At 64.9% G+C, this 24,642-nt stretch carries 25 protein-coding genes and 2 pseudogenes; 15 read left to right on the plus strand and 12 right to left on the minus strand.

Annotated features, from left to right (window positions below; translation table 11 throughout):
* Positions 1-2: 2 nt before the first annotated feature.
* From ESD82_RS15840 to ESD82_RS15870, 7 genes are all read right to left on the minus strand, one after another.
* A complete protein-coding gene (locus ESD82_RS15840) occupies positions 3-896 on the minus strand; it encodes a polysaccharide deacetylase family protein (RefSeq protein WP_147427935.1) in 894 nt (297 codons plus the stop codon).
* Positions 893-1,702 (minus strand): aspartate/glutamate racemase family protein, encoded by an 810-nt coding sequence (locus ESD82_RS15845; RefSeq protein ID WP_244314595.1) that lies wholly within the window; start codon positions 1,700-1,702, stop codon positions 893-895. The genes ESD82_RS15840 and ESD82_RS15845 overlap by 4 nt, the downstream gene beginning before the upstream one ends.
* Positions 1,665-2,477 (minus strand): ABC transporter permease, encoded by an 813-nt coding sequence (locus ESD82_RS15850; protein ID WP_147427934.1) that lies wholly within the window; start codon positions 2,475-2,477, stop codon positions 1,665-1,667. Before ESD82_RS15850 ends, ESD82_RS15845 begins: the two co-directional genes overlap by 38 nt.
* The gene (locus tag ESD82_RS15855; RefSeq protein ID WP_147427933.1) at positions 2,474-3,316 is read right to left on the minus strand and encodes an ABC transporter permease; all 843 of its coding nucleotides are present in this window, start codon (positions 3,314-3,316) and stop codon (positions 2,474-2,476) included. Before ESD82_RS15855 ends, ESD82_RS15850 begins: the two co-directional genes overlap by 4 nt.
* 11 nt (positions 3,317-3,327) lie before the next feature.
* Positions 3,328-4,389, minus strand: a complete 1,062-nt coding sequence (locus tag ESD82_RS15860; RefSeq protein WP_147427932.1) for an ABC transporter ATP-binding protein — start codon at positions 4,387-4,389, stop codon at positions 3,328-3,330.
* A 3-nt stretch (positions 4,390-4,392) separates the two neighbouring features.
* On the minus strand, positions 4,393-5,424 hold the full coding sequence (locus ESD82_RS15865; RefSeq protein WP_147427931.1) for an extracellular solute-binding protein: 1,032 nt from the start codon (positions 5,422-5,424) through the stop codon (positions 4,393-4,395).
* 72 nt (positions 5,425-5,496) lie between these two features.
* Positions 5,497-7,116 carry a thiamine pyrophosphate-binding protein gene (locus ESD82_RS15870; RefSeq protein WP_147427930.1) on the minus strand — a complete coding sequence of 540 codons (1,620 nt, stop codon included), beginning with the start codon at positions 7,114-7,116 and terminating at the stop codon, positions 5,497-5,499.
* Between the two features lie 210 nt (positions 7,117-7,326).
* On the opposite strand from ESD82_RS15870, the gene ESD82_RS22640 reads away from it, so the two are divergent.
* Positions 7,327-7,515, plus strand: a complete 189-nt coding sequence (locus tag ESD82_RS22640; protein ID WP_407672834.1) for a transposase — start codon at positions 7,327-7,329, stop codon at positions 7,513-7,515.
* Between the two features lie 222 nt (positions 7,516-7,737).
* On the opposite strand, the pseudogene ESD82_RS15880 reads toward ESD82_RS22640, so the two are convergent.
* Positions 7,738-8,094 (minus strand): annotated as a pseudogene (locus ESD82_RS15880) (IS5 family transposase); the annotation flags it as partial.
* Positions 8,095-8,155: 61 nt separating this feature from the next.
* Between ESD82_RS15880 and ESD82_RS22010 the strand changes: the two are divergent.
* Positions 8,156-8,640 (plus strand): annotated as a pseudogene (locus ESD82_RS22010) (transposase); the annotation flags it as partial.
* Between the two features lie 66 nt (positions 8,641-8,706).
* Positions 8,707-9,279: a terminase gpA endonuclease subunit gene (locus ESD82_RS22015; protein ID WP_244314600.1), complete on the plus strand. Its 573-nt coding sequence runs from the start codon at positions 8,707-8,709 to the stop codon at positions 9,277-9,279.
* Between the two features lie 17 nt (positions 9,280-9,296).
* On the opposite strand, the gene ESD82_RS15890 is transcribed toward ESD82_RS22015, so the two are convergent.
* From ESD82_RS15890 to ESD82_RS15900, 3 genes are all read right to left on the minus strand, one after another.
* Positions 9,297-11,291, minus strand: coding sequence for a tetratricopeptide repeat protein (locus tag ESD82_RS15890; RefSeq protein WP_147427927.1), 1,995 nt, complete (start codon positions 11,289-11,291; stop codon positions 9,297-9,299).
* Positions 11,292-11,293: 2 nt separating this feature from the next.
* Positions 11,294-11,638 carry a hypothetical protein gene (locus tag ESD82_RS15895; protein WP_147427926.1) on the minus strand — a complete coding sequence of 115 codons (345 nt, stop codon included), beginning with the start codon at positions 11,636-11,638 and terminating at the stop codon, positions 11,294-11,296.
* 159 nt (positions 11,639-11,797) lie between these two features.
* Positions 11,798-12,208, minus strand: coding sequence for a hypothetical protein (locus ESD82_RS15900; RefSeq protein WP_147427925.1), 411 nt, complete (start codon positions 12,206-12,208; stop codon positions 11,798-11,800).
* Positions 12,209-12,437: 229 nt separating this feature from the next.
* Between ESD82_RS15900 and ESD82_RS15905 the strand changes: the two genes are divergently transcribed.
* From ESD82_RS15905 to ESD82_RS15925, 5 genes are all read left to right on the plus strand, one after another.
* Positions 12,438-13,850, plus strand: coding sequence for a phage portal protein (locus ESD82_RS15905; protein ID WP_147427924.1), 1,413 nt, complete (start codon positions 12,438-12,440; stop codon positions 13,848-13,850).
* A gap of 28 nt (positions 13,851-13,878) precedes the next feature.
* Entirely contained in the window at positions 13,879-15,717 is a 1,839-nt protein-coding gene (locus tag ESD82_RS15910; protein WP_407672835.1) for a prohead protease/major capsid protein fusion protein, read from the plus strand.
* Positions 15,717-15,926 carry a phage head-tail joining protein gene (locus ESD82_RS15915; RefSeq protein WP_147427923.1) on the plus strand — a complete coding sequence of 70 codons (210 nt, stop codon included), beginning with the start codon at positions 15,717-15,719 and terminating at the stop codon, positions 15,924-15,926. The genes ESD82_RS15910 and ESD82_RS15915 overlap by 1 nt, the downstream gene beginning before the upstream one ends.
* A gap of 1 nt (position 15,927) precedes the next feature.
* Positions 15,928-16,272 (plus strand): DUF2190 family protein, encoded by a 345-nt coding sequence (locus tag ESD82_RS15920; protein ID WP_147427922.1) that lies wholly within the window; start codon positions 15,928-15,930, stop codon positions 16,270-16,272.
* Positions 16,273-16,356: 84 nt separating this feature from the next.
* Positions 16,357-16,581, plus strand: a complete 225-nt coding sequence (locus ESD82_RS15925; RefSeq protein ID WP_147427921.1) for a hypothetical protein — start codon at positions 16,357-16,359, stop codon at positions 16,579-16,581.
* Here the strand turns inward: ESD82_RS15925 and ESD82_RS15930 are convergent.
* Positions 16,557-17,471 (minus strand): restriction endonuclease, encoded by a 915-nt coding sequence (locus ESD82_RS15930; RefSeq protein ID WP_147427920.1) that lies wholly within the window; start codon positions 17,469-17,471, stop codon positions 16,557-16,559. The genes ESD82_RS15925 and ESD82_RS15930 overlap by 25 nt on opposite strands.
* Positions 17,472-18,069: 598 nt before the next feature.
* On the opposite strand from ESD82_RS15930, the gene ESD82_RS15935 reads away from it, so the two are divergent.
* The 7 genes from ESD82_RS15935 (at position 18,070) to ESD82_RS15965 (ending at position 24,639) form a co-directional block, all read left to right on the plus strand.
* The gene (locus ESD82_RS15935; RefSeq protein WP_223191456.1) at positions 18,070-18,630 is read left to right on the plus strand and encodes a TetR/AcrR family transcriptional regulator; all 561 of its coding nucleotides are present in this window, start codon (positions 18,070-18,072) and stop codon (positions 18,628-18,630) included.
* Positions 18,631-18,633: 3 nt separating this feature from the next.
* Positions 18,634-19,779, plus strand: coding sequence for an efflux RND transporter periplasmic adaptor subunit (locus ESD82_RS15940; protein ID WP_147427918.1), 1,146 nt, complete (start codon positions 18,634-18,636; stop codon positions 19,777-19,779).
* Positions 19,776-20,909 carry an ABC transporter permease gene (locus ESD82_RS15945; protein ID WP_147427917.1) on the plus strand — a complete coding sequence of 378 codons (1,134 nt, stop codon included), beginning with the start codon at positions 19,776-19,778 and terminating at the stop codon, positions 20,907-20,909. The genes ESD82_RS15940 and ESD82_RS15945 overlap by 4 nt, the downstream gene beginning before the upstream one ends.
* 1 nt (position 20,910) lies before the next feature.
* Positions 20,911-21,603 carry an ABC transporter ATP-binding protein gene (locus ESD82_RS15950; protein WP_147427916.1) on the plus strand — a complete coding sequence of 231 codons (693 nt, stop codon included), beginning with the start codon at positions 20,911-20,913 and terminating at the stop codon, positions 21,601-21,603.
* Between the two features lie 76 nt (positions 21,604-21,679).
* Positions 21,680-22,162, plus strand: coding sequence for a cytochrome b/b6 domain-containing protein (locus tag ESD82_RS15955; RefSeq protein WP_062562808.1), 483 nt, complete (start codon positions 21,680-21,682; stop codon positions 22,160-22,162).
* A gap of 96 nt (positions 22,163-22,258) precedes the next feature.
* Positions 22,259-22,639 (plus strand): hypothetical protein, encoded by a 381-nt coding sequence (locus ESD82_RS15960; RefSeq protein ID WP_062562807.1) that lies wholly within the window; start codon positions 22,259-22,261, stop codon positions 22,637-22,639.
* A gap of 59 nt (positions 22,640-22,698) precedes the next feature.
* Positions 22,699-24,639 carry a heavy metal translocating P-type ATPase gene (locus tag ESD82_RS15965; protein ID WP_147427915.1) on the plus strand — a complete coding sequence of 647 codons (1,941 nt, stop codon included), beginning with the start codon at positions 22,699-22,701 and terminating at the stop codon, positions 24,637-24,639.
* Positions 24,640-24,642: the final 3 nt, after the last annotated feature.

A 24,642-nucleotide genomic window follows, 5' to 3' on the forward strand; every position in this document is an offset into this window, starting at 1 on the left:
TCTTACCTCGGCGCTTTCTGATAGGGATGGTTAGTCAGGATATGGCGGGCCAGTTCGGCGCAGGTCGGGAACCAGACGTCCGGCAGGGTCTTCATGCGCCGGATCAGGCGTTCCAGCATATCGACCCGCATCGCACGGCCGGAAACGAACGGGTGCAGCAGGAAGTTGGCATAGCCGCCCCGCCGATACTGCTGTTCGAACGCGGCCCACCAGATCTCGAACACCTCATCGACATCCATGATCCGCTGCGCATCATTCGGCGTGTCCAGCCAGCCAAAGCTGAAATACATCGCGTCATCCAGCGCATAGTGGAACGGCAGTTGCAGGATCGGGTTCTCGCCCGCCGCGTCCAGTTCGTAGAAGGGCAGGTAATCGGCCGAGGTGAACGAATTATAGACGATGCCCTTTTCCCGCAGAAGCCGGGGGGTGTGACTGGAGCGCGTGCCGATGATGGGCGTGCCGGCAAAGCCTTCCAGTGCCGCAATGGCGCGGGTCAGATGGGCGTCTTCGATGGCCGGATCCTCGGGCACCTCGTGTTGCCACATATGGTCGGCCAGTTCATGACCGGCAGCGACAGCGCGCTTCAGCGCCTCTGGGTACAGCTCGCAGATCCGGCCCGGCGTGAACAGCGTGACCTTGACCCCCTGCGCGTCGAACATGTCAAGGATGCGCCAGATGCCGACACGCCCGCCGAACTCTCCCTTGGCACGCTGGCCCCAGGGCTCGTTCAGCAGGCGGCGTAGCAGCATGGCATCGAAATCCAGCGTGAAGTTGACAGCAATCTTCACACCCTCGGGATAGGTGAAATCGGTGATCGGCTGGCGGCGGTGCTGATGCAGCGTGGCGGCCTTCAACAGCGCGTCATGGCGTTCGGTGATCGAGGTCTGGATGGTCAAGACGGTACGCTCCCATAAGACGATGCGCAGCGGCCGCGCGAGAGGCCGGAATGATAGAAAACAGCCGCCTCGGCGGCCTTGAGACCGGCGATGACGGGGTTGATGACCGGAACACCGGTTGCGGCCGACAATTGTCGTGGCAGGTCGGGCGCGAAGGACATCGCGAAACAACCGATCACCAGCACCTCGGCACCCTGCTCGACACAATTGCGGGCCTGGGCGATGACCGAAGGCAGGTGCGGGTCGGGATCGCGCACCAGATCGGCGACCGAGCCGCTGACCAGCGCCTCGGTGACGAACATCGGCTCGGCCCCGATGGCGCGGACCCGGCGGCGCAGGCCCGGCGGCGTCGGGTTCGACGACAGCACGGCAAACCGCCCGCCCATCTGCACCGCGGCCAGGAGGCCCGCCTCGCCGGGGCCGATCACCGGCAGGCCCGATATCTCGGCCAGCGCCTCGACGCCGGGATCGCTGAAGCACCCGATGACCACGGCATCGATCCCCCGGTCCTGCCAGCCCCGGGCGCTGTCCTGCAAATGCGGGTACACCATCGCGATATCTGTCGCGGATTGCACCGCCGCCGGCCCGCTCTCGGGTGAGGCGATGTGGATATCCGCCCCCGGCGCCCAAAGTTTCAGCATCGACAAACGGCGCGCAATCTCGGCCTCGCCGGCGCTTTTGTGCAGCGGGCTGACAAGCTGGTAGAGAATGCACGGACGGTCCGGCAGATCGGTCATAACGGGTGCTTTCGCAGTTGGGGTCGATTGGTCAAAAGGCGCGTTGAAGCCCGACGAGGCGTTGAACAATGGCAACACCCGCAACGGACAGCAGGATCGAGATCGTCGCGGCGGCAGCGGCAGTCGGCTTGAATTCGTAGGTCAGGAAATCGAACAGCGCGAGCGGCAGGGTATTGCCCCCAAGCGGCTTGAGCAGCAGCGAGACCGTATAAAGGTCAAAGCTGTTGATGAAGGCAAAGATCCCGCCCATTGCGACGCCCGGCATGATCAGCGGCAGGATCACCAGCCGGAAGGTCTGCCAGCCCGTCGCGCCCATGCTGGAGGATGCCTCTTCCAGCGAGGGCGGAACCTGCCGCAATGCCGCTGTAACCGACACATAGGCATAGGGGAAGGACATCAGGATATGCCCCATCTGCAAGCCCGTGACCGTCTTGCCAAGATCGATCTTGTAAAGAAAGAACAGTAGCCCAACCGCCGTCAGCAGTTCCGGCACCAGCAGCGGCAAGGTCATGCCGATCTGGAACCAGCCCGACAGCCTGCCACCGATGGCCTGACCGGCCAGCGCGGCCATCACGGCCACGACTGTCGTCACCAGTGCCGTTATCGCGGCAATCCGCAAAGACATCAGCAGCCCGTCAACAAGATCCTGCCGGTTGAAGAATTCGCGATACCATTGCAGCGAAAACCCCTGGGGCGGGAATTCGATCATCAGCCCGCTGGTAAAGGATGCGCCGATGATGGTGATCAGCGGCATGATCAAAAAGACATACAGCGCGACGATCAGCAGGGCGAACCCAAAGGACGCCACGCCCTGCCCCCCGAAAATGCTCGAACGCTCGCTCATGCCCGCGCCCTTTCCATCAGTTTCCAGGTCAGCGCGGTGAAGATCGCGACGATCAGCAGGGTCGAAGCCGACAGCGTGATGGCCAGCGCCGATCCAAGCGGCCAGCGATAGGTGCCCGTCAGTTCGGCCACGATCAGCGTCGGCATATAGCTGACCATCTGCCCCCCAAGCAGCGCAGGGGTCACAAAGGCGGCCACCGACAGCACATAGACCAGGATCATCCCCGGATAGATCCCCGGAAAACTGAGCGGCAGGATCACGTTGCGAAAGGTCTGGGCGCGTGTCGCCCCCATCGAGGCGGCGGCCTCGGTCAGTGCCGGCGGGATATTGCGCAGCGCATTGTTGATTGGCAGCACCATGAAGGGCACGAAGACATGCACCAGCGCCAGAATGACAAGGGTCTGGGTGAACAGCAGACGCAAGGGCATGTCGATGATGCCCAGGGCGATCAGGCTCTCATTCAGCGGCCCGTTCAGCGCCGTGACGATCATCCAGCCGAAGTTGCGGACCAGAACGCCCGTCATCAGCGGCGAAGCGATCAGCGCATAGAGCAGCACCGCCTTGAGCCCCGTTGCTCGCGACAGATGCCATGCGATCGGATAGCTGACGATCAGGCACAGCACCGTCACCGCGCCCGCCGTCATCAGGGATCGCAGCAGGATCGCCCAGTAATAGCCGTCGGTCAGGATCCGGCCGTAATGCGCCATTGTATAGTCGTCACCGAAAGGGCCGGTGGTTCCAAGGGTGCGGAAACTCATCTCGACCATGTTGGTGATCGGCAGGATCATGAAGACGAAGATCAGCGCGACTGCCGGGATAGCAAGGGACAGCCGAAGCATGCGCCGCCGTGTCATGGTGCAACCTCGGACATCAGCCATGCATGGCCCAGATCGACGACCACGCCCATCTCGGCACCGATGGCGACGGGATGATCCGGCGGGGCCGTCAGCCTGAGGTTACCGCCCGTGGACAGGACCAACTCGCAGTGAAGCGACGCGCCCAGAAAGGCCGATTTCACAACCGTTCCGACAAAGGCCCGCGGCTCGTCAGGGGCGGCAAAGCGCAATGCTTCGGGGCGCAGCAGCAACTCGGCCGTGCCGGCAATGCCGGGGATCCCCGCCACCTCAAGCTGTGCGCCGGCGACATCGACGCGATAGTGCCCCGCCCTGATCGCCGCATACCGCGTGCAGGTCAGGAAATTTGCCTCGCCAGTGAAATTCGCGACGTAGCGTTCGCTCGGAGATTGATAGATCTCGCGCGGGGTAGCAAATTGTACGACGCGGCCGGCCTTCATCACCGCGACCATATCTGACATGGCCATCGCCTCGGATTGGTCATGGGTCACATAGAAGGCTGTAATGCCGGATTGCTGCTGCACATCGCGGATCAGCCAGCGCACCTCGTCGCGCAGTCTGGCGTCGAGATTGGCCAGCGGCTCGTCCAGCAGCAGCAGGCGCGGCTTCATGACCAGCGCACGGGCCAAAGCTACCCTCTGCTGCTGCCCACCCGAAATCGCACGCGGAAGCCGATCACCCAGACCTTCGAGTCGCACCAGCCTCATCACCTCGGCAACGCGGGTGGCGATCTCGGCCTTCTGCACTTTCTTCAACCTCAGTCCGTAGCCGATATTCTCGGCTACGGTCATATGCGGGAACAGGGCGTAGTTCTGAAACACCACGCCAAATCCACGACGGTTGGCAGGGGTGGCCAGAACACTGGCGCCCTCAATGGTGATATCCCCTCCATCGGGTTCCAGAAACCCGGCAAGACAGCGAAGCGTCGTGCTCTTGCCGCAGCCCGAAGGCCCCAGCAGAGTGACCAGTTGACCTGATCCTGCCGTCAGGGACACTCCATCAAGGGCGATAAAATCTCCATACTGCTTGCGCAGATTCCTGACTTCAACCGTCGCCATAGTTCAGATGGTCCGTTCCCAGAGGTCGTTCAGCCGCGGCGTGATCGCAAGGGTGTCATCCCAATCGAAACGGATCGCCTTCGAGACAAGCTCGGGCTGGAGCGGCCATTTGTTCAGTGCTTCAGGCATCTGCACCGTCGTGTTGACCGGCGCGATCAGCCAGTTCTCGGCCATCCACAACTGGATTTCCGGGCTGAGGACAAAGTTGACATAGTCGAAGCCGAGTTGTTTGTCCTCGCTGTGCTCGAACACGCTGAACGAGTGGTCAAAGACCATCATGCCTTCCTCGGGCACGACATAGTCCACCGGGATGCCCTGATCCTGCATGGCCTTGACTTCGCCGACGTCCAGTGGGGCGACGGTGATCTGCCCTTGGATCAGCAGCGGTGTCAGCTGCGCGGAATAGCCAAGCTGCGGGAAGGGAGCGAGTTCCTTGAACTTGGCGACGGCCGTCTCGATATCATCGCGCCCCGAGCCAAAATGCTCGCCCGCCCAAAGCGCCATCATCGTTGCGGCAGAGTTGGTGATCTGATACAGGCCCAGCTGTCCACGGAAACGGGGATGCCAGAGATCGGCCCAACCGCGCGGCGGCTCTTTAACCAGGTCGGTGCGATATACCAGAACCAGCGGCGCCAGCATGCCGGTAACGGCCGTGTTGCCCTTAAGAATGGCGGGAGTGATCACGTTGGCCATATTCGGCACGTTTTCAGGCGTCAGCGTCGCAAAATAGCCGTCGTTGCGCAGCATTGCGGTATATTTCTCGTTCAGCATCACCGCCGGGAAGGGCGGATTTTCAGGGCCTGCGGCGCGGAAGTTTGCAATCCACGATGTGCCCATGCCGATATCAAGGCTGAACGGCCGGCCGACTTGCTCGGCAAATTTCGGCATCACATGCTGGCGCCAGTCGTTCTCCCAGCGTCCACCGAACATGTTGACGACGAAGGGCTTTTCCTGGGCGAAAGCTGGAACGCCGAAGCTGCTGGCCGCGACCAGGCCCGCTGTCGAACGGATGAAACCGCGTCTGGACAAGTTCATTTCATTTTCTCCTGTTGGATCTGCCTCGCGACTACCCGCGAGATCTTTTCAATAGGCCCCGCAAGGGGCTGGCTACATCTCGATCCGTTCTGGATCGAGATGCAGGTCAATCAGCAACGGGCCCTTTCGTTGGCGGATGGCTATGCAGGCCTGTTCAAGCGTAGTCTCGTCGCGGACAGAGACGGCATCCATTCCCAATGCGCGGGCCACTGCGGCAAAATCGGGATGAACGATCATTGAGAGATCGGTCGGCAGCTGGCGGTTCGTGAACTGGACATGCTCTGCGCCATAGCTGCCGTCATTGCACAGGATGATGACCAGATCTGCACCATCACGAACCACCGTGGCCAGTTCGCTCAGCCCCGAGAGCAGGAACCCGCCATCCCCTGCGACAAGAACAGTGGGGCGGTTCGTGATCGCGCTCATCGTGCCGATGGCCTCGCCCAGACCACAGCCAATGGCACCGAAATGGCTGGTATAGACCAGATCACGTGGACGCGTGACTGGCAGGTGCCGCCAGGCGGTGGTGACGAACCGGCCCAGATCCGCGACCAGAACGCGATCTTCAGGCAAGGCGTTGTTCAACCGACGCAAGGCGGGCACGAAATCCACCGTGCCCTCGGCCGTGGGCGCAGGCGCGGGCAGGATTTCGCGGGCACGTGCCTCATCGGCCAGCGCCGCCGCCAGCGCGGGATCGACTGCCCGAGAGCCCGGGATCTCGGCCATATCCAGCATCTCGATCATCGCCTGCGCGGTGGCCGCAATATCGCCGATCAGCCGCATCGTTGGCCGGTCGAGGCGCGGTGTTTCCTCGCCATCTGGCAGGATCTGGACGACACGCTTGCCCCTGGTATAGGCGCCGTCCTCGGTCGTGTGCTTGCTGAGGCTCGCACCGAAAGCCAGGATACAGTCGGACTGCATGATCGTGGTGATGGCGGTCGGATGACTCAGCCCGCCGCAAATCCCCAGATCGAAAGGGTGCCCCCGGAACAGGCCCTGAGCCTTAAGTGTCGTGGCGACGGGGGCCTCGATCCGGTCGGCCAACGCGATCAGGGCGTCACGCGCGCCAATCGCGCCGCGCCCCGCAAGGATCAGCGGTCTGCGCGCCGAGGCAAGGATGCCGGTCGCATCTTCAAGCGCCTGCCCAGACGCGGCGGCCAGGGTAACAACTGCGGGGGGCGACAGGTCTGGCAGACCATCCACTTTTGCCCATTGCAGGTCGACGCGCATGTTAAAAACCACTGGCAACCGCCGGATCGCCGCCAGATGAAATGCCCGCTCGAGGTCTACCAGCGCTGTGTCGGGGCGGCGCATCTCTACGAACAATGCACCCGATGCCGCCACGACCTCACGCTGGTTGATCTTCTGCAGGTGCTGCATGTCGCCCGGCGCGGTATCGCCGCAAAGCACCACCAAAGGGATCCCGCCCTTCACCCCCTCGGCAAGCGCTGTCACGACATTGGTTAGTGCTGGTCCGTGAGTGATCGTTGCCACGCCGATTTCGCCCGCTGCCTGGGCGTGACCGATGGCGGCCAGAACCGCGTTCGCTTCATGAGTGCAGGCGACATAGGTGCCGAGACCCGCAGCGATATAGGCGTTGACCATGAAAAGGTTGGCGTCGCCGACAAGCCCATAGAGTCGAGTCGCGCCCAATCGGGATACCCCATGAGCCAAAGCCATGTGCAGCTTCATTCCGCCCTCACCACGAGTTTAAAGTCGATGGTACCGACGCTAGCGCGCGAGGATTGGTGAGAAAAGTTCATAATAATTTACATTAAAATTCTTTTTCGGAATTTATATGGCAAGACTCCGCCGAAGGCCGTCTGACGGACCGGCTGTCTGTAAGAGCCTGAAGCTATGGCAGACCATAGCATCATGTCCCAAGTTGAGGTCCTCTCGGTCATGGATACCGGGCGGCGTCGTCGTTGGACCGAGGAGGAGAAGTTTCGCATAATCGAAGAGAGCTACGCGGCACGGCGAAGGGCGGCAGCCACGGTGCGGCACTACGAAATCTCCCGCTCGCTTCTGACTGGGTGGCGTCGGGAGGCACGGGAGGGTCTGTTGGCCGCTGCAGATAGCCCTCGCAATTGACCAGCACATCAAGCCGTTTCAGCGCGCCAAAGAACGCATCGACCGCCGCAATGTCGCACGGATCGATGCAGACCTTGCCGAAACGCTGCATGATGAAGCCGATGCCCTTTTGCTCGATGCCAATCCGGGGCGGGCGCGCAACTGGTGGGTTCGTGTTGGCGCAAAGGACAGCGACACGGCGCTGACGGTGGCCTCAAACCTTGTCGCAGCCGCAGGCCTAGGTCATGTTGACAAATGGCGGAGCCAGAGCCTGATGCAGGCGACGTCGACGAAGCCAAGGAAGCTTTCGGCGGTTTTGTCGTAGCGGGTTGCAAGGCGGCGGCTATTTTTCAGCTTGTTGAAGCAGCGCTCGACCATGTTGCGCAGGGTGTAGATGGTCATGTCGACAGCCTTGCGCACCCTTCGGTTCCTTCGCATCGGTATCATGGGCAGGGCGTTGCGGCTCTCGATGTCTTCCCGAATTTTATCAGAGTCATAGCCCCTGTCGGCGACCAGAACTGCTGGTTGCGGCAGGTTGTCGGCCATCACCATATCATAGCCGGTGTAGTCGGAATCCTGCCCCGGCGTGATCTCGGTCTGACCTGCCACGGGATTTTTCCTCCAGATGCGATTAGAGTCCGGCCCAACTTGAGGACGGACAATGAAGCGAACGCGATTTACGGACGAGCAGATCATCAGCATCCTGGCCGAGCATGAGGCCGGTGCGAAGTGTGCCGATCTGTGCCGCAAGCACGGCATGTCGGAAGGCACCTTTTACAACTGGAAGGCCAAGTTCGGCGGCATGACCGTGTCGGAGGCGAAGCGGCTAAAGGCGCTCGAGGACGAGAACGCGAAGCTGAAGAAGCTGCTGGCCGAACAGATGCTCGACCTGGCGGCAATGAAGGACCTGGTTTCAAAAAAGTGGTAGGGCCCGCCGTGAAGCGCGAAGCCGTCGCATATCTGCAGGCTGAGCACGGCCTGTCGGAACGACGGGCCTGCCTCATCGCCGGTGCGGATCGGAAGATGATCCGCTATCAGTCACAACGCCGGCCCGACACGGAATTGCGTGGGCGGCTGCGAGAGCTCGCCAATGAGCGCCGTCGGTTCGGCTATCGGCGACTCTTCATCCTGTTGCGACGCGAGGGGGAGCCTTCCGGGATCAATCGGGTCTGGGGCGACCCGTCCGGGCCGCGGCTCTGGTCCGATCTCGACATGGTCCTGCAGGCGACCTTCCCGCATCCCGCCGGGCACGACCTGCCCGTGCGCGCCGCCGCCATCGACACCGGCGGCCACCACACGAAGATGGCCTACGAGTTCTGCCGCACGCGCCTCGCGCGCCGCATCTGGGCGATCAAGGGCCGCGGCGGGCCCGGTATTCCCGTGTGGCCGCGCCGCCCGACGCGCACGAACAAGGGCAAAATCCCGCTCTTCATCGTCGGCGTGGACGCGGTGAAGGACGCGGTCTACGCCCGCCTAAGGCTCGCGGAGTCCGGCCCCGGCGCCATCCACTTCCCCCGCCGCCTCGATGCCGACTACTTCCGCCAGCTGACCGCCGAGCGCGTCGTCACCCGCTTCGAGCGCGGCCGCCCGATCCGCTCCTGGCAACCCAAGCGCGACGGCGAACGCAACGAGGCCCTCGACACCTTCGTCTACGCCCACGCCGCCCTGCACGGGCTGATCAGCATGGGGCTCAGGCTGAACGAGGAGGTGGACGGGGTGAGTAGGCAGTGTCCTATGGCGAGAAGCGCACCATCCCCGGTGCGCTCCCAATGGATGGAACGGTGAGGACCCGTGCCCTCGATTCAAGCCGCCACCAATGAGACAACACTCGTTGAGAGCGTCGACGCAGCGAAGTCGCGCAGCAGCAGGGTGCGACGATCTTCGCTCCCGCCTTGCTGCTGGAGGGTTCGCTCCAGATTCTGCAGGCGCTCATCTCTTTCCGCGTCCGCAAGAAATTCTGAGAATGCCACAACCCGGCCTTCGCTGACAGCGACTGCTTCCTCGACGATAGCACGTTCCATCGGACGCCCCCGGGCAACGAGCGCACGCAGTGCGGATGGCTCGGCTTTCTCGAGCGCGTCTTCGAAGGCGATGGCAAAAGTCGTCTTGAATGGAATGTCCGACAACCCGGCCCTCTCGGACACGTAGGTCGCGTAGCTGTCCTGCGGCGTATCTGCGAGAAACACACGCAGACCGTCCTCGGAAGAAAGCCCAGACTCGAATAGAAAGAGCTGCCGCCGCGCCATTGCCGTTGGCAGAGTCAACGTGCTTGCATCTTCGACAGCTACCGCCTGCGGCCTGACGCGACGCAGCGCGCGCCCTTGGTCTAGCTTTTGCAGCAGGGACCGGGTCGCATCATCGGCCACACCCTCCGCAATCGCGCCATCAAGAACATGGCGTGCCTCGTCGGTGCGTCGCATGTCGTCAGCCAGAACCGTCGCTAGCTGGTTGCGCGCATACGGTTCTTCGGGGAACAGAGCTATCGTCTCCCGCAGGAGGGCCGCTGCTTCTTCCGCTTTGCCGGAATAAACCGTCAGCACCGTCGCAAGCTGGGTGCGCCACTGATGGTTTTCAGGGAAACGTCGGATCGCTTCCCAGCCAACAAGCTCCGCATCGGCAATGCGACCAGCGGCAGCCAGCGCATCCCGCATAAGGGACCAGGCGAATACATTCACTGGGTCATAGTCGAAGGCAAGGTTCGCGAGCGACGCGGCCAGTGCACCCCTCTCCGCTTTCTCAACCTGCGGGCCATTCTCAAGCAGCCGCATTCCAATATTGCAGGCCGTCCGGACAAGATAGAAAACGTCGCCGGTCGTGTCGGCATAGCGCCTGTGACCCTTCATCAGCGTGTCGATGCGCGGTGCCACGTTGGTCAGTGCGCCGCCAATATCACGCAAAATCGCTTCACGCGCTTCCCGGGCAGGCGGCTCATTTGCTCCCGCGCCCCTCAGGGAATGATCCCCGGGGTGGATATCGACATCCTCTCGCCACCAAGCGGCGATGGGAAATGTCGTCTCGGCACCTTTCGTGCGTTCCGACAGCTCGCGCTCGGCAGCCGTGATGGCGGCTTGGACGCGATCCGTCCAGAAGCCGGCATCCCGCGGGAAGTCACCTTCAAGAATGCGCCATTCACGCTCGAAGGCAGCCGTGCTCGGCCGCTGTGTCACGGCCCAGCGCGCAAGTCCCTGAAGCGCAAAGTCCTCGTTTGCATCGAAATCATCACCCAGCGGAAGGCGACGCAGCCCCAGGAGCGCGACCCGCAAGTAGCTGGCGTCGTAACGTCCAGCGTCGCCGCTCTCCGCACAGACTGACAGCCAGAGCGGCATCAGCCGGCGCGGCTCCAGGCCATGATCCGCAGCGACGTCCTGGCTGAGCGCGAGGATGCGGAAATACTCGCGACGCAGGTCAAGACCGCGATCCACGACGAAATTCTCGAAAAAACCGCTCCAAAGAACATAGCGGCGATGGAGGTCCGCAACCGTCTGCTCGGGCAACAACCGCCGAATGATGGTGACAAGCGTTACGAGTTTCGCCAGCTCGATGCGAAACGAACGGCCTTCCTGCTGCAGGAGCGTTGAGCGGAATTCCTCGAGGAGCTCGGCGCAGCCGCGGTCGAAGCCGCGAACGACATCAGAGTCGCGAGGTTCCGAAGCTAGAATTGTGTCCACAGCGTCTTCAGGCTCAGCAGCCGAAAGCCGCGCGAGCGACGCCGTCCCATTTAGGAGAGCCCGAAGTGCGGCCTTCCCGTCATCCCGTAGCTGGGCTTTCCATTTTTCCAAGGCTGAAGGCGTCGCCATGCTCAGATCCCGACTTCGCCAAAATCCGTGCGCCCCGTTTCCGTTCGCAGGGTATCAAGGTGGCGACCGCGCGCGACCTCTATGTCGGGAACATCCGCTCCCGACCATTCGGCCAGCCGCTTTACATGCCTCCAGGAATAATCGAAGCGGATGTGGAGGATCTCACGCACGCTCGGCTTTTTCGGATTGCGCTCGCGCAGGTCCACCGTGAACCCATGGCTGGTGGAGCGCGGAACGGGAAAGAACGCAGGGTTGTCCTGGCACTCAAGAACGGTCGCCAAAGAGAAACACCGATCAATCCCCTTTGCATGAGCCTGCTTGATGACTTCATCAGCGGTGTATTCCATGAGCGCAAACCTGTACGGCTTACCCGGAACAAACGGGTAATGGTGGTATAATCCAAGACGGTCAATAATTCTTTGCAGCCAGTCCGCTTCCTTCAGATCGTCCGAAACCTCACTCTTGAATGCGGAAAATGAAGGACGCTCGCCCGGATAATTCTGGAACTAATCCGTGAGCGCCGAGAGCCTGTGATGATCGCCTGTCCGGAGAGCTTCAACCAAGCTGTCGAAGTCGAGTCCTCCTTGCGGTTCCAAATGGCGGTCAATCCGCTCGAGGCGGATGATCTTCTGCACTGGTTCCACAGTAGCAGAAAGTAGTGCCAAATCATTGGTAGCTTCATCGAAAGTCGATGAGTTGTGGCCCCGCGCCAGCCCCTGAACGCTATCAACGAAGTAGCTGTTCACCACCATACGGACATCTTCTGATAGCGGTTCGTAGGTCTCCACGTCGTCCCGCCGCTGATCAGAGACGTTTTCTTCGATCAGATAATTGCGGCCGACGCAGCTTTCGTCCACGTCGGATGCCCCGGCGAGGGAAACAGCCGAAGCATTCAGTTCGGATCGATTGAACTGCATGCCGCTCCTCAAATACAACCCCAACACAAATGGGCGCCGGTGAGCCGACGCCTCCATCCTCTATCTATTCGACATCCGAGCCAATGAGAAGCCCATGCAGGTCGGCGGCTCTCCAACTGCCCGCCGATGGTGCATCGAAGGGCACGCGCATCGGCGACCCACTACAAGAACCGCAATTCCCAAACATTCCCAATAGCTTGAGGGTCCGTTTCGGGCGATTCTGTCGCCCATGCGGACCTTCCTTCATCGCCTTCTCGGCCTCGCGCGCGCTCGCGGCTTCGACGCTGCGGGTGGCGGACGGCGTTGGGAGGGGGCGCGGACGGTCGACGGGCTGAACGCGGCGATCCTCGCGGGCGCGACCACGGCGGCGCGGCGGGCCGGGTGGTATGCGCGGAACAACCCGTGGGTCGCGGCGGCGGTGGACAGCCTGGTGGGCAATGTCGTCGGCGCCGGGATCAAGCCGCAATCTACCCATCCCGACCGGGCCGTGCGCGAACGCCTCCAGGCGCTCTGGCTGCGCTGGACCGATCATGCCGCCCCGGACGGGCTGGCCGACTTCTACGGGCTGCAGGCCATGGCCGTGCGCGCGATGGTCGAGAGCGGCGAGAGCTTCGCCCGGCTGCGCGTCGCCGGCGAGGCCAGCACCATCCCCCTCCACCTCGAGCTTCTGGATCGCGAGCAGGTTCCGATGGACCTGCACCGCGAGATCGGCGGCGGGGCGCGGATCCGCGCGGGCATCGAGTTCGATACCGCCGGTCGCCGGGTCGCCTACCGGGTCTTGTCCTCCCGCCCGGGCGATCCGCTAGGGTCTCTCCGCATTGACCCGCTCCGCTTCCCCGCCGCCGATTGCCTGCACCTGTTCAAGCCGCTCGCCGCGGGCCAGCTGCGCGGGATCACCTGGCTCGCGCCCGTTCTGCTGCGGCTGCACGAGCTCGACCAGTTCGAGGATGCGGCGCTGGTCAAGGCCAAGGTCGCGGCGCTGTTCACCGGCTTCATCACCGATCCCGACGGCACGGCGGGTGGGCTCTCGGGCACCAACACCGGTGGCGCGCTGACGGTCGGCATGGAGCCCGGCAGCCTGATCCCGTTGCCACCCGGTACCGACATCCGCTTCTCGAACCCGACCGAGCACGATGCCTACGCCCCCTTCGTGAAGAACCACCTGCGGGCCGTCGCGGCCGGGCTCGGGCTGCCCTACGAGCTGGTCTCGGGCGACCTGGAAGGCGTGACCTATTCCTCGATCCGCGCCGGACTCATCGAGTTTCGCCGTCGGGTCGAGCAGCTCCAGCACAACGTGGTGGTGCACCTGTTCTGCCGCCCGGTCTGGGAGCGGTTCGTGCGGCTGGCGGTGCTGACGGGCGAGCTGCCCGCGCGGGACTTCGACCGGAACCCCGAGGCGTATCTGGGGTGCGAATGGCTGCCGCCGAAGTTCGACTACGTCGATCCGATGAAGGACGTGCAGGCCGAGATCATGGCGATCGGCGCCGGGCTCAAGAGCCGGTCCCAGGCGATCTCCGAGCGCGGTTACGACGCCGAACAGGTGGATGCCGAGATCGCCGCCGACCGCGAGCGCGCGGTGGGGCTGGGGCTCGCCTTCGGCAAGACCGCGTCGCCACAGCAGAAGGAGGCGGCCGATGGCTGAGACCGAGATCGCGCTTTCCACGACCATAGTGCCACCGGGCCGGTTGGCAGAAACCGTCCAGGACAGGAACGGATTTCTCACCCGTCACGCGACGCTCGCGCCCGCCACGGCCGATCCCGAGGCACGAACGGTCGAGGTGGTTTGGTCCACCGGCGCGCCGGTGCGCCGCCGCGACATGGCGGGTCAATACATGGAGCGGCTGAGCCTTGCACCCGAGGCCGTGGACCTGTCGCGCCTCGAAGGCGCCAGCGTGCTCGATGCACATCGCCAGACCGCCGTCCGCGACGTGCTCGGCTCCGTCCGCAGCGCCGCAGTCGACGGAAAGCGCGGCACGGCGCTCATCCAGTTCTCGGCCAGGCCCGAAGTGGAGCCGGTCTGGCAGGACGTGCTGGCAGGCATCCTGCGGCATGTCTCGGTGGGCTACTCCGTCGAGGACTGGGTTGAGAACACGGAGAACGGCGCGCGCGTGCTGACCGCCGTGCGCTGGACGCCCCACGAGATTTCCCTGGTGCCGACGCCCGCCGATCCCGGCGCCCACATTCGCATGGAGACAGAGATGACCGACACGACCACCCAAGAGGCCGTCGACACGGCGCGGACCACCGAGACCCGCGCCGAGGCCAATGCCGAGATCCGCTCCATCGCCCGCATCGCAGGGCTGGACCAATCCTGGGTCGACGGTCAGATCGATGCCGCCGCCGATGCTGATACCGCGCGCCGCGCGGCCTTCGAGGCGCTGGCGAAGCGATCCGCGCCGTCGATCCGGACCGAGCAGGTTCGCGTCGAGATGGGCGAGAGCCAGGACGATCCCGCGCTCCGCACCCGGCAGATGGGCGAGGCGCTCTATGCGCGGATCAACCCGCGCCACGAGCTCTCCGAGCCCGCCCGGCGCTACGCCTATTCCACGCCCGTCGACATGGCGAAGGAACTGCTGACGCTCCGCGGCGAGTCGACCATGGCGCTGTCGCCCGCGAGTCTCGTCACCCGCGCGCTGCACACCACCTCCGACTTCCCCATCATCCTCGGGGACACGGTGGGCCGGGTGCTGCGCGACGCCTACCAGGCCGCGCCCTCGGGCATCCGCCGCCTCGGCCGCCAGACCACGGCGCGGGACTTCCGAGCGGTGAACAAGATCATGTTGGGCGAGGCCCCGCTGCTGGAGAAGCTGAACGAGCACGGCGAGATCAAGGCCGGGACCATGGCCGAGGCCCGCGAGGCCTACAAGGTCGAGACCTGGGCGCGGAAGATCGGCATCACCCGGCAGGTGCTGGTGAACGACGACCTCGGCGCCTTCGCGGACCTCGCCCGCCGCATGGGTCAGGCCGCGGCCGAGACCGAGGCGCGCATCCTCGTCACCCTCCTCGAGGCGGGCAGCGGCAACGGGCCCACGATGTCGGACGGCAAGACGTTGTTCCATGCCGACCATGGCAACAAGGCGGGCACCGGCGCGGCGATCTCCGACGCCACGCTGTCCGCGGCGCGGCTGGCGCTGCGCACCCAGAAGGGCATCGAGGACCGCACGATCCGCGTGACGCCCCGCAACCTCTTGGTGCCGCCCGCGCTGGAGACCACCGCCGAGAAGTGGCTGGCGAGCATCGCCCCGGCCACCGCTGCGGACGTGAACCCGTTCTCAGGCTCGCTGTCGATGGTGGTCGAGCCGCGGCTGTCGAGCGCCACCCGCTGGTATGTCACCGCCGACCCCGGCGAGATCGACGGGCTCGAGTTCGCCTATCTCTCGGGTGCCGAGGGCCCGCAGGTCGAGAGCCGCTCGGGCTGGGACGTGGACGGCGTCGAGATCCGGGTGATCCTCGATTTCGGGGCGGGCTTCATCGACCACCGCGGCTGGTTCATGAACGCAGGCGCGTGATGGCCGACCTCGCCCAGCTCACCGCCTGGCGGGACGCCCTGATGGCCGCGCGCTACCGGGGCGTCCGCACCGTCGAATACGACGGCAAGCGCATCACCTACGCGAGCGACGGCGAGATGGCCGCCGCGCTCGCGGACCTCAACCGGCAGATCGCAGGGGCGACCGAGCGTATCTCGGTCGTCCGGATCCAATCCTCGAAAGGGCTCTGAGATGAAGAACTACCTCCAGAACGGCCACATCGTCCGGGTCACGACGCCCGCGGGCGGCATCGCCTCGGGCGACGCGCTGATCGTGGGCAGCATCTTCGGCATCGCCGCCTATTCCTCGGCCGAGGGTGACCCGGTCGAGCTCTCCACCACCGGCGTGTTCGAGGTGCCGAAGGCCAGCGCCGCGGTGCTGACCGTCGGCGCGCGCGTGGCGTGGGACAACACGGCCAAGGAAGTCACCACACCGGCCGTGGGGCGGTTCCCCATCGGCGTGGCGGTGGAGGCCGCCGGGAACGGCGTCACCAGCGTCGCGGTGCGGCTGGACGGGATCGCGATGGCGGCGGCCTAAGGATCGATCAAGCCGCTGTAACTGCTCGCTTTCGCCGCGCACCTATGGATCGCTGCTCCGCGACGACACAGCGAGGAGGGCCCGATGAGCCAAGACGAGAACGATAGGGTTGTGAGCGCTTTCATCAGCAGCAAGGCCGAGTTCGACGGCTTGCTGGAGAGGCTCGCCGCCCTGTCGGCCGACCATTTCTGCGTTTCCCCCGATGATGTTCACTGGGGCCATGTCGGCACTGTGGCGGATGCCGTTCTGCTCCTGCGACAGGCACTGGCGCAGCTAGAACCGGGTCAGCCTTCGGCCTCGTCGAAGTAGTCGGTGTCGACCTTCTTCAGTTCGAGAATGCGGTAACCCCTAACCGCCACGCCGTATTTCACCAGCAGCCGGGTCAGTTCTTCTCCATCTATCAGTATAAGGCGCTTCGGGCTGCGCTGCGCATATTGGATCGCAGCCGGCGCGAAGTGGCTGGTGGTCACGAACACGCCCTTCGTGGCACCGCGCTCGTCCAACGCCCCGGCGAACTCGCGGATCTTCTCCACGCCGATGCTGTTACCGGTCGCGTAGCGCTTGGCCTGGAGGTGGATGATGTCGAGGCCGAGGACGTCCTCGTTGATCACGCCATCGATCCCGCCGTCGCTCGTTCGGCCGAGCCGCTCACCCGATCCATTCGCGCCGTAGCCCATCCCCAGCATGAGATCGACGATCAGCTTCTCGAACGCGGTCGGATGCATCACCAGGATGCGTTCCAGCAGTTCTTCTCGTAGCGCGGCGTTCAGATCCTCGAATGCCGCCTCCACCCGTTCCTCGGGGGTCCCGGCCGCAAGATCCTGCGTCGGTTCTACTTCAGCCGGGTGATCCTCATTGGCCTTCGTTCGGAATTCGTCGAAACCGTCGAACTGGGACAGGAACGCGATGTCGATCCGCTCTGGCGGGCTCGACAGGACCGATTTCCCTTTGGGCGTGATCGCGAAGTAGCCACGCCGAGGGCGCTCAACGAGGCCAGACTTCACAAGGTAGGTGACCGACCAGTGGACCCGGTTAGCGATCTTCGCCTGGCGGCCACTGGGCAGCAGTTCCTCGCGCTCCTGATCGGTAAGGGCAAATTCATCGGTAATCCGACCCACGGCATCCGCAACCTTGATCTCCCCAGCATCGGCAAGGCGAAGGACGGGCAGCATCAAAGTCTGGAAATCTGGAATCGGCATATCACCACTCGGAGCAACTATCTTGCTCGCGATTATGTCAGGGCAACTCCTCGCGCACTAGCCCGGGATTGTGGGAACGCCTGCGGAACATCAGCCCGGTCCTGTGTCGCATCCGTGTTGCACGGAGGAATCGGGCTTAGTCGTAAGCCTTTGGAATCTTTGGGGAGTGTTCGGGACGGCCTTGCAACACGACGCGACACGCAAAAGCCGCCCGGAGGGCGGCCTAAGTGTTTGATATATTTTCGGGAATTTTGGTTGCGGGGGCGCGCAACCATCTTTATCGGCGCTCCCCCGCACCAAACGTAATCCTCCTAATTAAACAACTTGAACCAGATGGTTCTGCACTTTTCAGAGCTGCGGCTTAGCTTCCGTTAGACGAACTTACGTGTTGTCTTCCGTATTCGCGGCGTCGGGGGCAGAGATAGGCCGGCCTCCCTCTTGCGCACCTAGTTCCCGGTGTCGCGGCAATCAATGCATGCAGAAAATGATGCCCAGTGATTGACGCATCGCATGAGGCAGCCTAAATATGTTTGTGACCACTCACTAACTAACGAGGTGCCCCGTGCGAAAGCCAGCGGAGCTTCGCAAGGCCGAGATCGTGGCCACCGTGCTCGACCTGGCCGACCGGATCGGGCCGGACCGGGTGACGACGGGGGCGGTCGCGTCGCAGATCGGCGTCACGCAGGCCGCGCTGTTCCGGCACTTCCCGACCAAGGCGGCACTCTGGCAGGCCGTTGCCGAGCATGTAGCCGAGGGGCTGGCAACGGCGTGGGAGGATGCATTGTGCCTCGGAGACACGCCGGTCGTCAGGTTGCGCGCCCTGATTTCCGCGCAATTCGCGCAGATCGACGCGACCCCCGCGCTGCCGATGCTGCTGTTCTCGCGCGAACTGAACGTCACCAACGCAAAGCTGCGCGCCACCTTTCACGGCAGGCTCACGACCTTCCACAGCCTTCTGGCGATGGAGGTCGGGGCCGGCCAGAAAACCGGCGCGTTGCGCGGCGACATCGCCGCAAACGATGCGGCGGCGCTGCTGACGTCGCTCGTGCAGGGCGTGGCGATCCGCTGGGCGCTCGGCACTCGCGATTTCGACTTGCGAGCCGAGGGGCTGCGCCTGTTCGACGCACAGTGCCGGCTTTTGGCTGCGGAAGGAGAATAGACGATGCGGCGCATTTGGCTGTCGAGTCTTCTTCTGGCGGCGGCTGTCGCTGCCGGCTTTCTGTTCTTCACCGAACGCCCGCTGACGGTGGTGGTCGTTCAGTCCGAACATGATGTGGACCTTCGCATCTACGGGCTCGGCACCGTCGAGGCGCGCATCCTCAGCCGCGTCGGCTTCGAGGTGGGCGCCGCCCTGACCTCGCTGGCCGCCGATGCAGGGGACAGCGTCACCAAGGGGCAGGAACTCGCCGTCCTTCACTCGGCCGAGCAGGAGGCGCGTGTCGCCCGCGCGGACGCAGCGGTGACGGCCAATGAGGCCAATCTTGCCAAGGCCACCGCAGCCGTGGTGCGCGCCCGTGCCGTTCTGGCCGAGCGCGAAGCGGCGAACCGCCGCCAGCAGGGGTTGGCGCAGCGCGATGTCGCCTCGGTCCAGCGCGCCGAGGAGGCGCAGCGCGACGATGATGTGGCCCGCGCCGATCTGGCGGTAGCCGAGGCCGATGTCGCGGTGATCCGGGCCCAGGGCATGGATGCGGCGGCAGCCCTGCGGCAGGAGGAAACCCTGCTGGCCCATCACCGCCTGATCGCGCCCTATGATGCGCTGGTCGTTGCCCGCCATGCCGAGGCGGGAACCGTGGTCAAGGCCGGCGATCCTGTCCTGACCCTGATCGACCCCGCGACCGTCTGGATTCAGGCCTATGTCGACGAGGAACGCGCCGGCCAGCTTGCCCTTGGCCAGCCCGGCACGATCCGCCTGCGCTCGCAGCCCGCGGCCGAGTTTCACGGCACCATTGCCCGCATCGGCATCGAAAGCGACCGGGTGAACGAGGAACGCCGCGTCTGGCTGACCTGCGCCGACTGTCCCGCGGAGATGTTTCTCGGTGAACAGGCCGAGGTGCGCATCCTGACCGGCACCCGCGCGACCGCGCTGATGGTACCCGAACTGGCGATCACCGGCTTCGACGGGCATCGCGGCACGGTCTGGACGGTTGTGGACGGACGCCTGACCCGCGCGGAACTGACCTTCGGCGCCCGCGACAATCGCGGTCGGGTCGAGGTCATCGGCGGCCTGCCCGAAGGAGCCACGATCGTCGCCCGGGTGCCGAAGGGCGCGGCCGAGGGCCGGCGCGCGCGCATTGGGGAGGCGCCATGAACCTCGCGCTCAAGGACATCCGCCACGGGCTGTTCCGCTTCGTGCTGACCTGTTTCGGGCTCGGGCTGCTGATGACGGTCGTGCTGGCGATGATCGGCATCTACAACGGCCTCGTCTCGGACGCGCTGGCAGTGGTGAAGGCGCCCGCCGCGGATGTCTGGGTGGTGGAGGCCGGAACCAAGGGCCCCTTCGCCGAAGCCTCCAGCATTCCCGCCGATACGCGCGATGCGGTGGCGCGGATGCCCGGCGTGGCCGAGGCCGGCGCGGTCAACTACCAGAACGTCGAGGCGCCGCATGGCGGGCGCACCCTGCGGCTCTATGTTGTCGGCTACGAGCCGGGTCGCCCGGGCGGGCCGCGGGCAATCGCCGAGGGGCGCGGCATTGGCGCCAGTCATTTCGAGATGGTGGCCGACCGCAAGACCGGCCTTTCGCCGGGGGAGACCATCCGGCTCGGGCGCGACCGCTTCACCGTGGTCGGGCTGGTGGAAGGCGCGATGAACTCGGGCGGCGATCCGGCGGTCTATGTCACCCTTGCCGACGCGATGGCGCTTCAGACCGAACTCGACCCGGCCGCCCAGCGGGTACAGGCCGCGCGCGGGGCTGTCTCCGTCAAGTCCGCCTCCGTCGCCGCGGTCATCGCCCGCATGGCACCGGGCGCCGACGTGGGCCTGCTGACCGCGACCGTGCGCCAGTGGAAGCACCTTGCCGCGATGACGCAAGGAGAACAGGAGGAATTGCTGCTGGCCTCCGTGGTCGACAAGGCGCGCCGCCAGATCGGGCTGTTCCTCGGCATCCTTCTGTCCGTCAGCGCCGTGGTGATCGCGCTCATCATCTACACGATGACGATGGAGAAGCTGAAGCAGATCGCCACGCTGAAGCTGATCGGCGCGCCCGACCGCACCATCGTCGCGCTGATCGTGCAGCAGGCGCTGATCCTCGGCGCCTCGGGCTGGGCGATCGGCCTGATATTGATCCTGACCGTCAAGGACTACTTCCCCCGCCGCGTGGTGCTGGAGCCGTTCAACGCCGTGGTGCTGGCCGGCATCATCGCTGCGGTCTGCCTGCTCTCCTCGGCGCTCGGCGTGCGGGCGGCGATGAAGGTCGATCCGGCCACCGCGCTCGGGAGCTGACATGGCGCTCGGCGACATCCTCATCGAGGTTTCGGGCGTCGCCAAGCATTTCGGCGAGGGCGAAACCCGCGTCGATGCCCTGCGCTCGGTTGATCTCACCGTGCGCGCCGGCGAGGTGATCGCGCTGCTCGGGCCGTCAGGTTCGGGCAAGACGACGCTACTCAACATCATCGGCTGCATCCTCGCCCCATCGGCGGGACGGGTGGTGCTGGACGGCGAGCCGGTCTTCGACGGCAAATGGCTGCGGCGCGACCTGAGGCGTCTCAGGCTCGACAAGATCGGCTTCATCTTTCAGAGTCACAACCTACTGCCCTTCCTGACGGCGCAGGAAAATGTCGCGGTCGTGCTCGATCTTGCCGGTCTGCCCGCCGAGGAAGGCCGGACACGGGCGCGCGAACTGCTGGACTATCTGGAAGTCGGCCATCGCGCCACGGTCAAGCCGGCGCTGCTGTCGGGTGGCGAGGCCCAGCGTGTGGCGATCGCCCGCGCGCTGGCCAACCGCCCCCGCATCATCCTTGCCGACGAACCCACCGCAGCCCTCGACGGCGCCCGCGCCGGGCTGGTGATGGACCTCATGCGCAAGCTCGCGGTCGAGCAGGAAGCCTGCATCGTGACCGTCACCCATGACGAAAAGATCTTCGACCGTTTCGACCGCCTGATCCACCTGCGCGACGGCCATCTGGTCAGCACATGACGGGCAGGATTCAGGAGGCAGACATGACCACAAGACCCCGCACGCCGATCCTCGCCCTTGAAAAGGTATAACCAAGATGCAGCCGACATCCTATTCCAGAACCCAGATCGCCCTGCACTGGACGATTGCTGCCCTCGTTTTTTTCCAGATCCTCATGCATGACGGCATCGTCAAGGTATGGGACGGGCGGATGGAGGGCACGCTCCCGAACCAGCCGACAATCAATCCCCATGCCATTGCCGGCGCGCTGATCCTCGTTCTCGTTCTGTGGCGGCTGGTGCTGCGCCGTCGGCGCGGCGTCCCCGGCCTGCCGGAAGGCGAGCACCCGGCCCTGAAAGTTCTGGCCACGGGCATGCATGCGGCTCTCAACCTCCTGCTGATCCTGATGGCGCTTTCGGGAATGGCGGCGTGGATTTCCGGCGTCGAGGCGATCGGCGAAGCCCATTCCATCGCGCGGCTGGCGCTGGTTCCGCTGGTCCTCCTGCATGTCCTCGCCGCACTTTACCATCATTTCTGGCTCAAGACCGATGTGCTGCGGCGCATGCTTGGCCGGGCCTGAGGCGGGGTCCGTTCCGCGCGCCGCAACCCGCAACCCATGGCAGGCCGGGCCACACCCGCCCGGACGCTCCCCAAACCCCGAACTTCGGAGGCAGACATGACGAGACGACCGCGCAGCCAGACCGTTGCCGCCGCCGTCGCGGTAATCTTCGGCCTGCTGACCATCGTTTCGGGCGGCAGGGCGCTGTTCGGCGGCGTCGATATGGGCGCAGTGGTGCCATTCGTGCTGTGGTTCAACTTCTTCGCGGGCTTTGCCTATGTCCTGGCCGGGATCGGCCTGTGGCGCGGCGCGGGCTGGGCGCCGATGCTGGCGATTGCCATTGCCACGGCCACGGTGGCCGTCTTCGCTGCCTTCCTGTGGCATGTCGGTGCCGGCGGCGCATGGGAAGCACGCACCATGGGCGCGATGATCCTGCGCAGCGCCATCTGGATAGCCGTCGCGGCCTTTGCATTTCGGTGCCATAAGCCATCCGATTGATACTCACCCAGCCAGCGATGGCGGCTGCCAGCCGCGACCTCGCCAGCCAGGAGCCTGACATGAAGCGATTTCCAACTATTGACCTGTCACTGACCCTATCGCTCGTCACCGTGCTCGGCATGGCAATGGCGGCGGCCGGCAGGTGGCTGCCAAGCGGAGCTTTCGACGCTCTGGAGCTGCCGGGACTGGTGCTGGTCTATCTGGCTGGCGGCCTGCCCACCGGCTGGCGCGCACTGTCGGAACTGTGGCGCGCGCGCGTGCTTGACATCGACCTGTTGATGATCGTCGCGGCAATCGCCGCCGCAATCGTCGGCGCCCCGTTCGAGGGTGCGGTACTGCTGACGCTGTTCAGCATCTCGACCACGCTGGAGGAACGCGCGCTTGGCCGCGCCCGCCGCGCCATCGAGGCGCTAATGGCGCTGCGCCCCGAGACCGCCTTGCGCAAGACCGCGGGCGGCGCTGTCGAGGAAGTTCCCGCCGGGGTGCTGACCGTTGGCGAAGTGGTGGTGCTGCGCCCCGGCGCCCGGGTGCCCAGTGATGGCGTGGTCACCGCCGGGCGGGGCGGCATCGACGAGGCCAATATCACCGGCGAATCCATGCCGGTGTCGAAAGAGGCCGGTGCGCAGGTGTTCGAGGCCACAATCAATCTGGACGGCGTGCTGGAGGTCGAGGTTACGCGCAGCGTCAGCGACAGCACCATCGCCCGCATGATCCGGCTGGTAACCGAGGCACAGGCCGCCCGCGCGCCCTCCGAACGGTTCAGCGAATGGTTCGGGCAACGCTACACGGTCGCGGTGCTGGCGGGTGCGGTGATCGCCTTTGCCACGTTCTGGTGGCTGGGCGGCGACTGGGAACTGGCGCTTTACCGCGCCGCCACGCTGCTGGTCGCCGCCAGCCCCTGCGCCATCGTCATTTCCGTCCCCGCCGCGATCCTGTCGGCCCTTTCGGCGGCGGCGCGGGGCGGTGTTCTGTTCAAGGGCGGCGGCGCGCTGGAGACGCTGGCCGAGGTCGATATCTTCGCCTTCGACAAGACCGGCACCCTGACCACCGGCCGCGCCGAGGTGACGGAAATCGTCGCGCTGGATGGCGACCAGGCCGGGTTCCTGTCGCTGCTGGCTGGGCTGGAGGCGCATTCCGAGCACCATATCGCCGCCGCGATCCGCCGTGAGGTCGCCAGCCGCGGGCTTGATCCGGCGCAGGTGGCCGATGTGAACGCCCGGCCAGGCATCGGCATCGAAGGGTCCGATGCGCTTGGCCCGGTTTGGGCGGGCAATGCCTATCTTGCCGAGGACATGAAGGCCGCAACGGATCACCCCGCGTTGCAGGCGCTGGCGGATGGCGCCAATACGGTCGTCTATCTGGGTCGCGGCGCCACCGTGCTGGGCGCCGTCAGCGTGGCGGATGAGGCACGGGCCAGTTCCGCCGGGGCGATCGCGGCCCTGCGCGACAGTGGTGCCCGCCGCATCGTCATGATGACCGGGGATCGCAGGTCGGTGGCGCTGCGCATCGGCGCCCGGCTTGGGCTGGGGCCCGAGGAGACTCACGCCGAAATGCTGCCACAGGACAAGGTTCGCGCGGTTGGCGAACTGGCCGCAACCGGCCGCGTCGCCTTTGTCGGCGACGGCGTGAACGACGCCGCGGCGCTGGCCCGCGCCGATGTCGGCATCGCCATGGGCGCGGCCGGGTCCGAGGTGGCGCTTCAGGCCGCCGATGTGGCGCTGCTGTCCGAGGATATGGAGCGGCTTGCGGACGCGCACCGCCTGTCGCGCCGAACGTCAAGGGTGATCCGGCAGAACCTGACCTTCGCCATCGGCGCCATGGTGGTTCTGGTCATCGGCGGGCTGTTCTTTGATCTGCCGTTGCCGCTGGTGGTGATTGGCCATGAAGGCGGCACCGTGCTGGTGGTGCTGAACGGGCTGCGGTTGCTGTCGGACCCGATTCGCCGGCCGAAGGCGTCTGTTGCCGGACAGGCGCTGACGGGTGTCGCGCAGCCCACCTAAACC

It is taken from the genome of Paracoccus pantotrophus, assembly GCF_008824185.1.
In the GTDB taxonomy this organism is placed as follows: Bacteria; Pseudomonadota; Alphaproteobacteria; order Rhodobacterales; family Rhodobacteraceae; genus Paracoccus; species Paracoccus pantotrophus.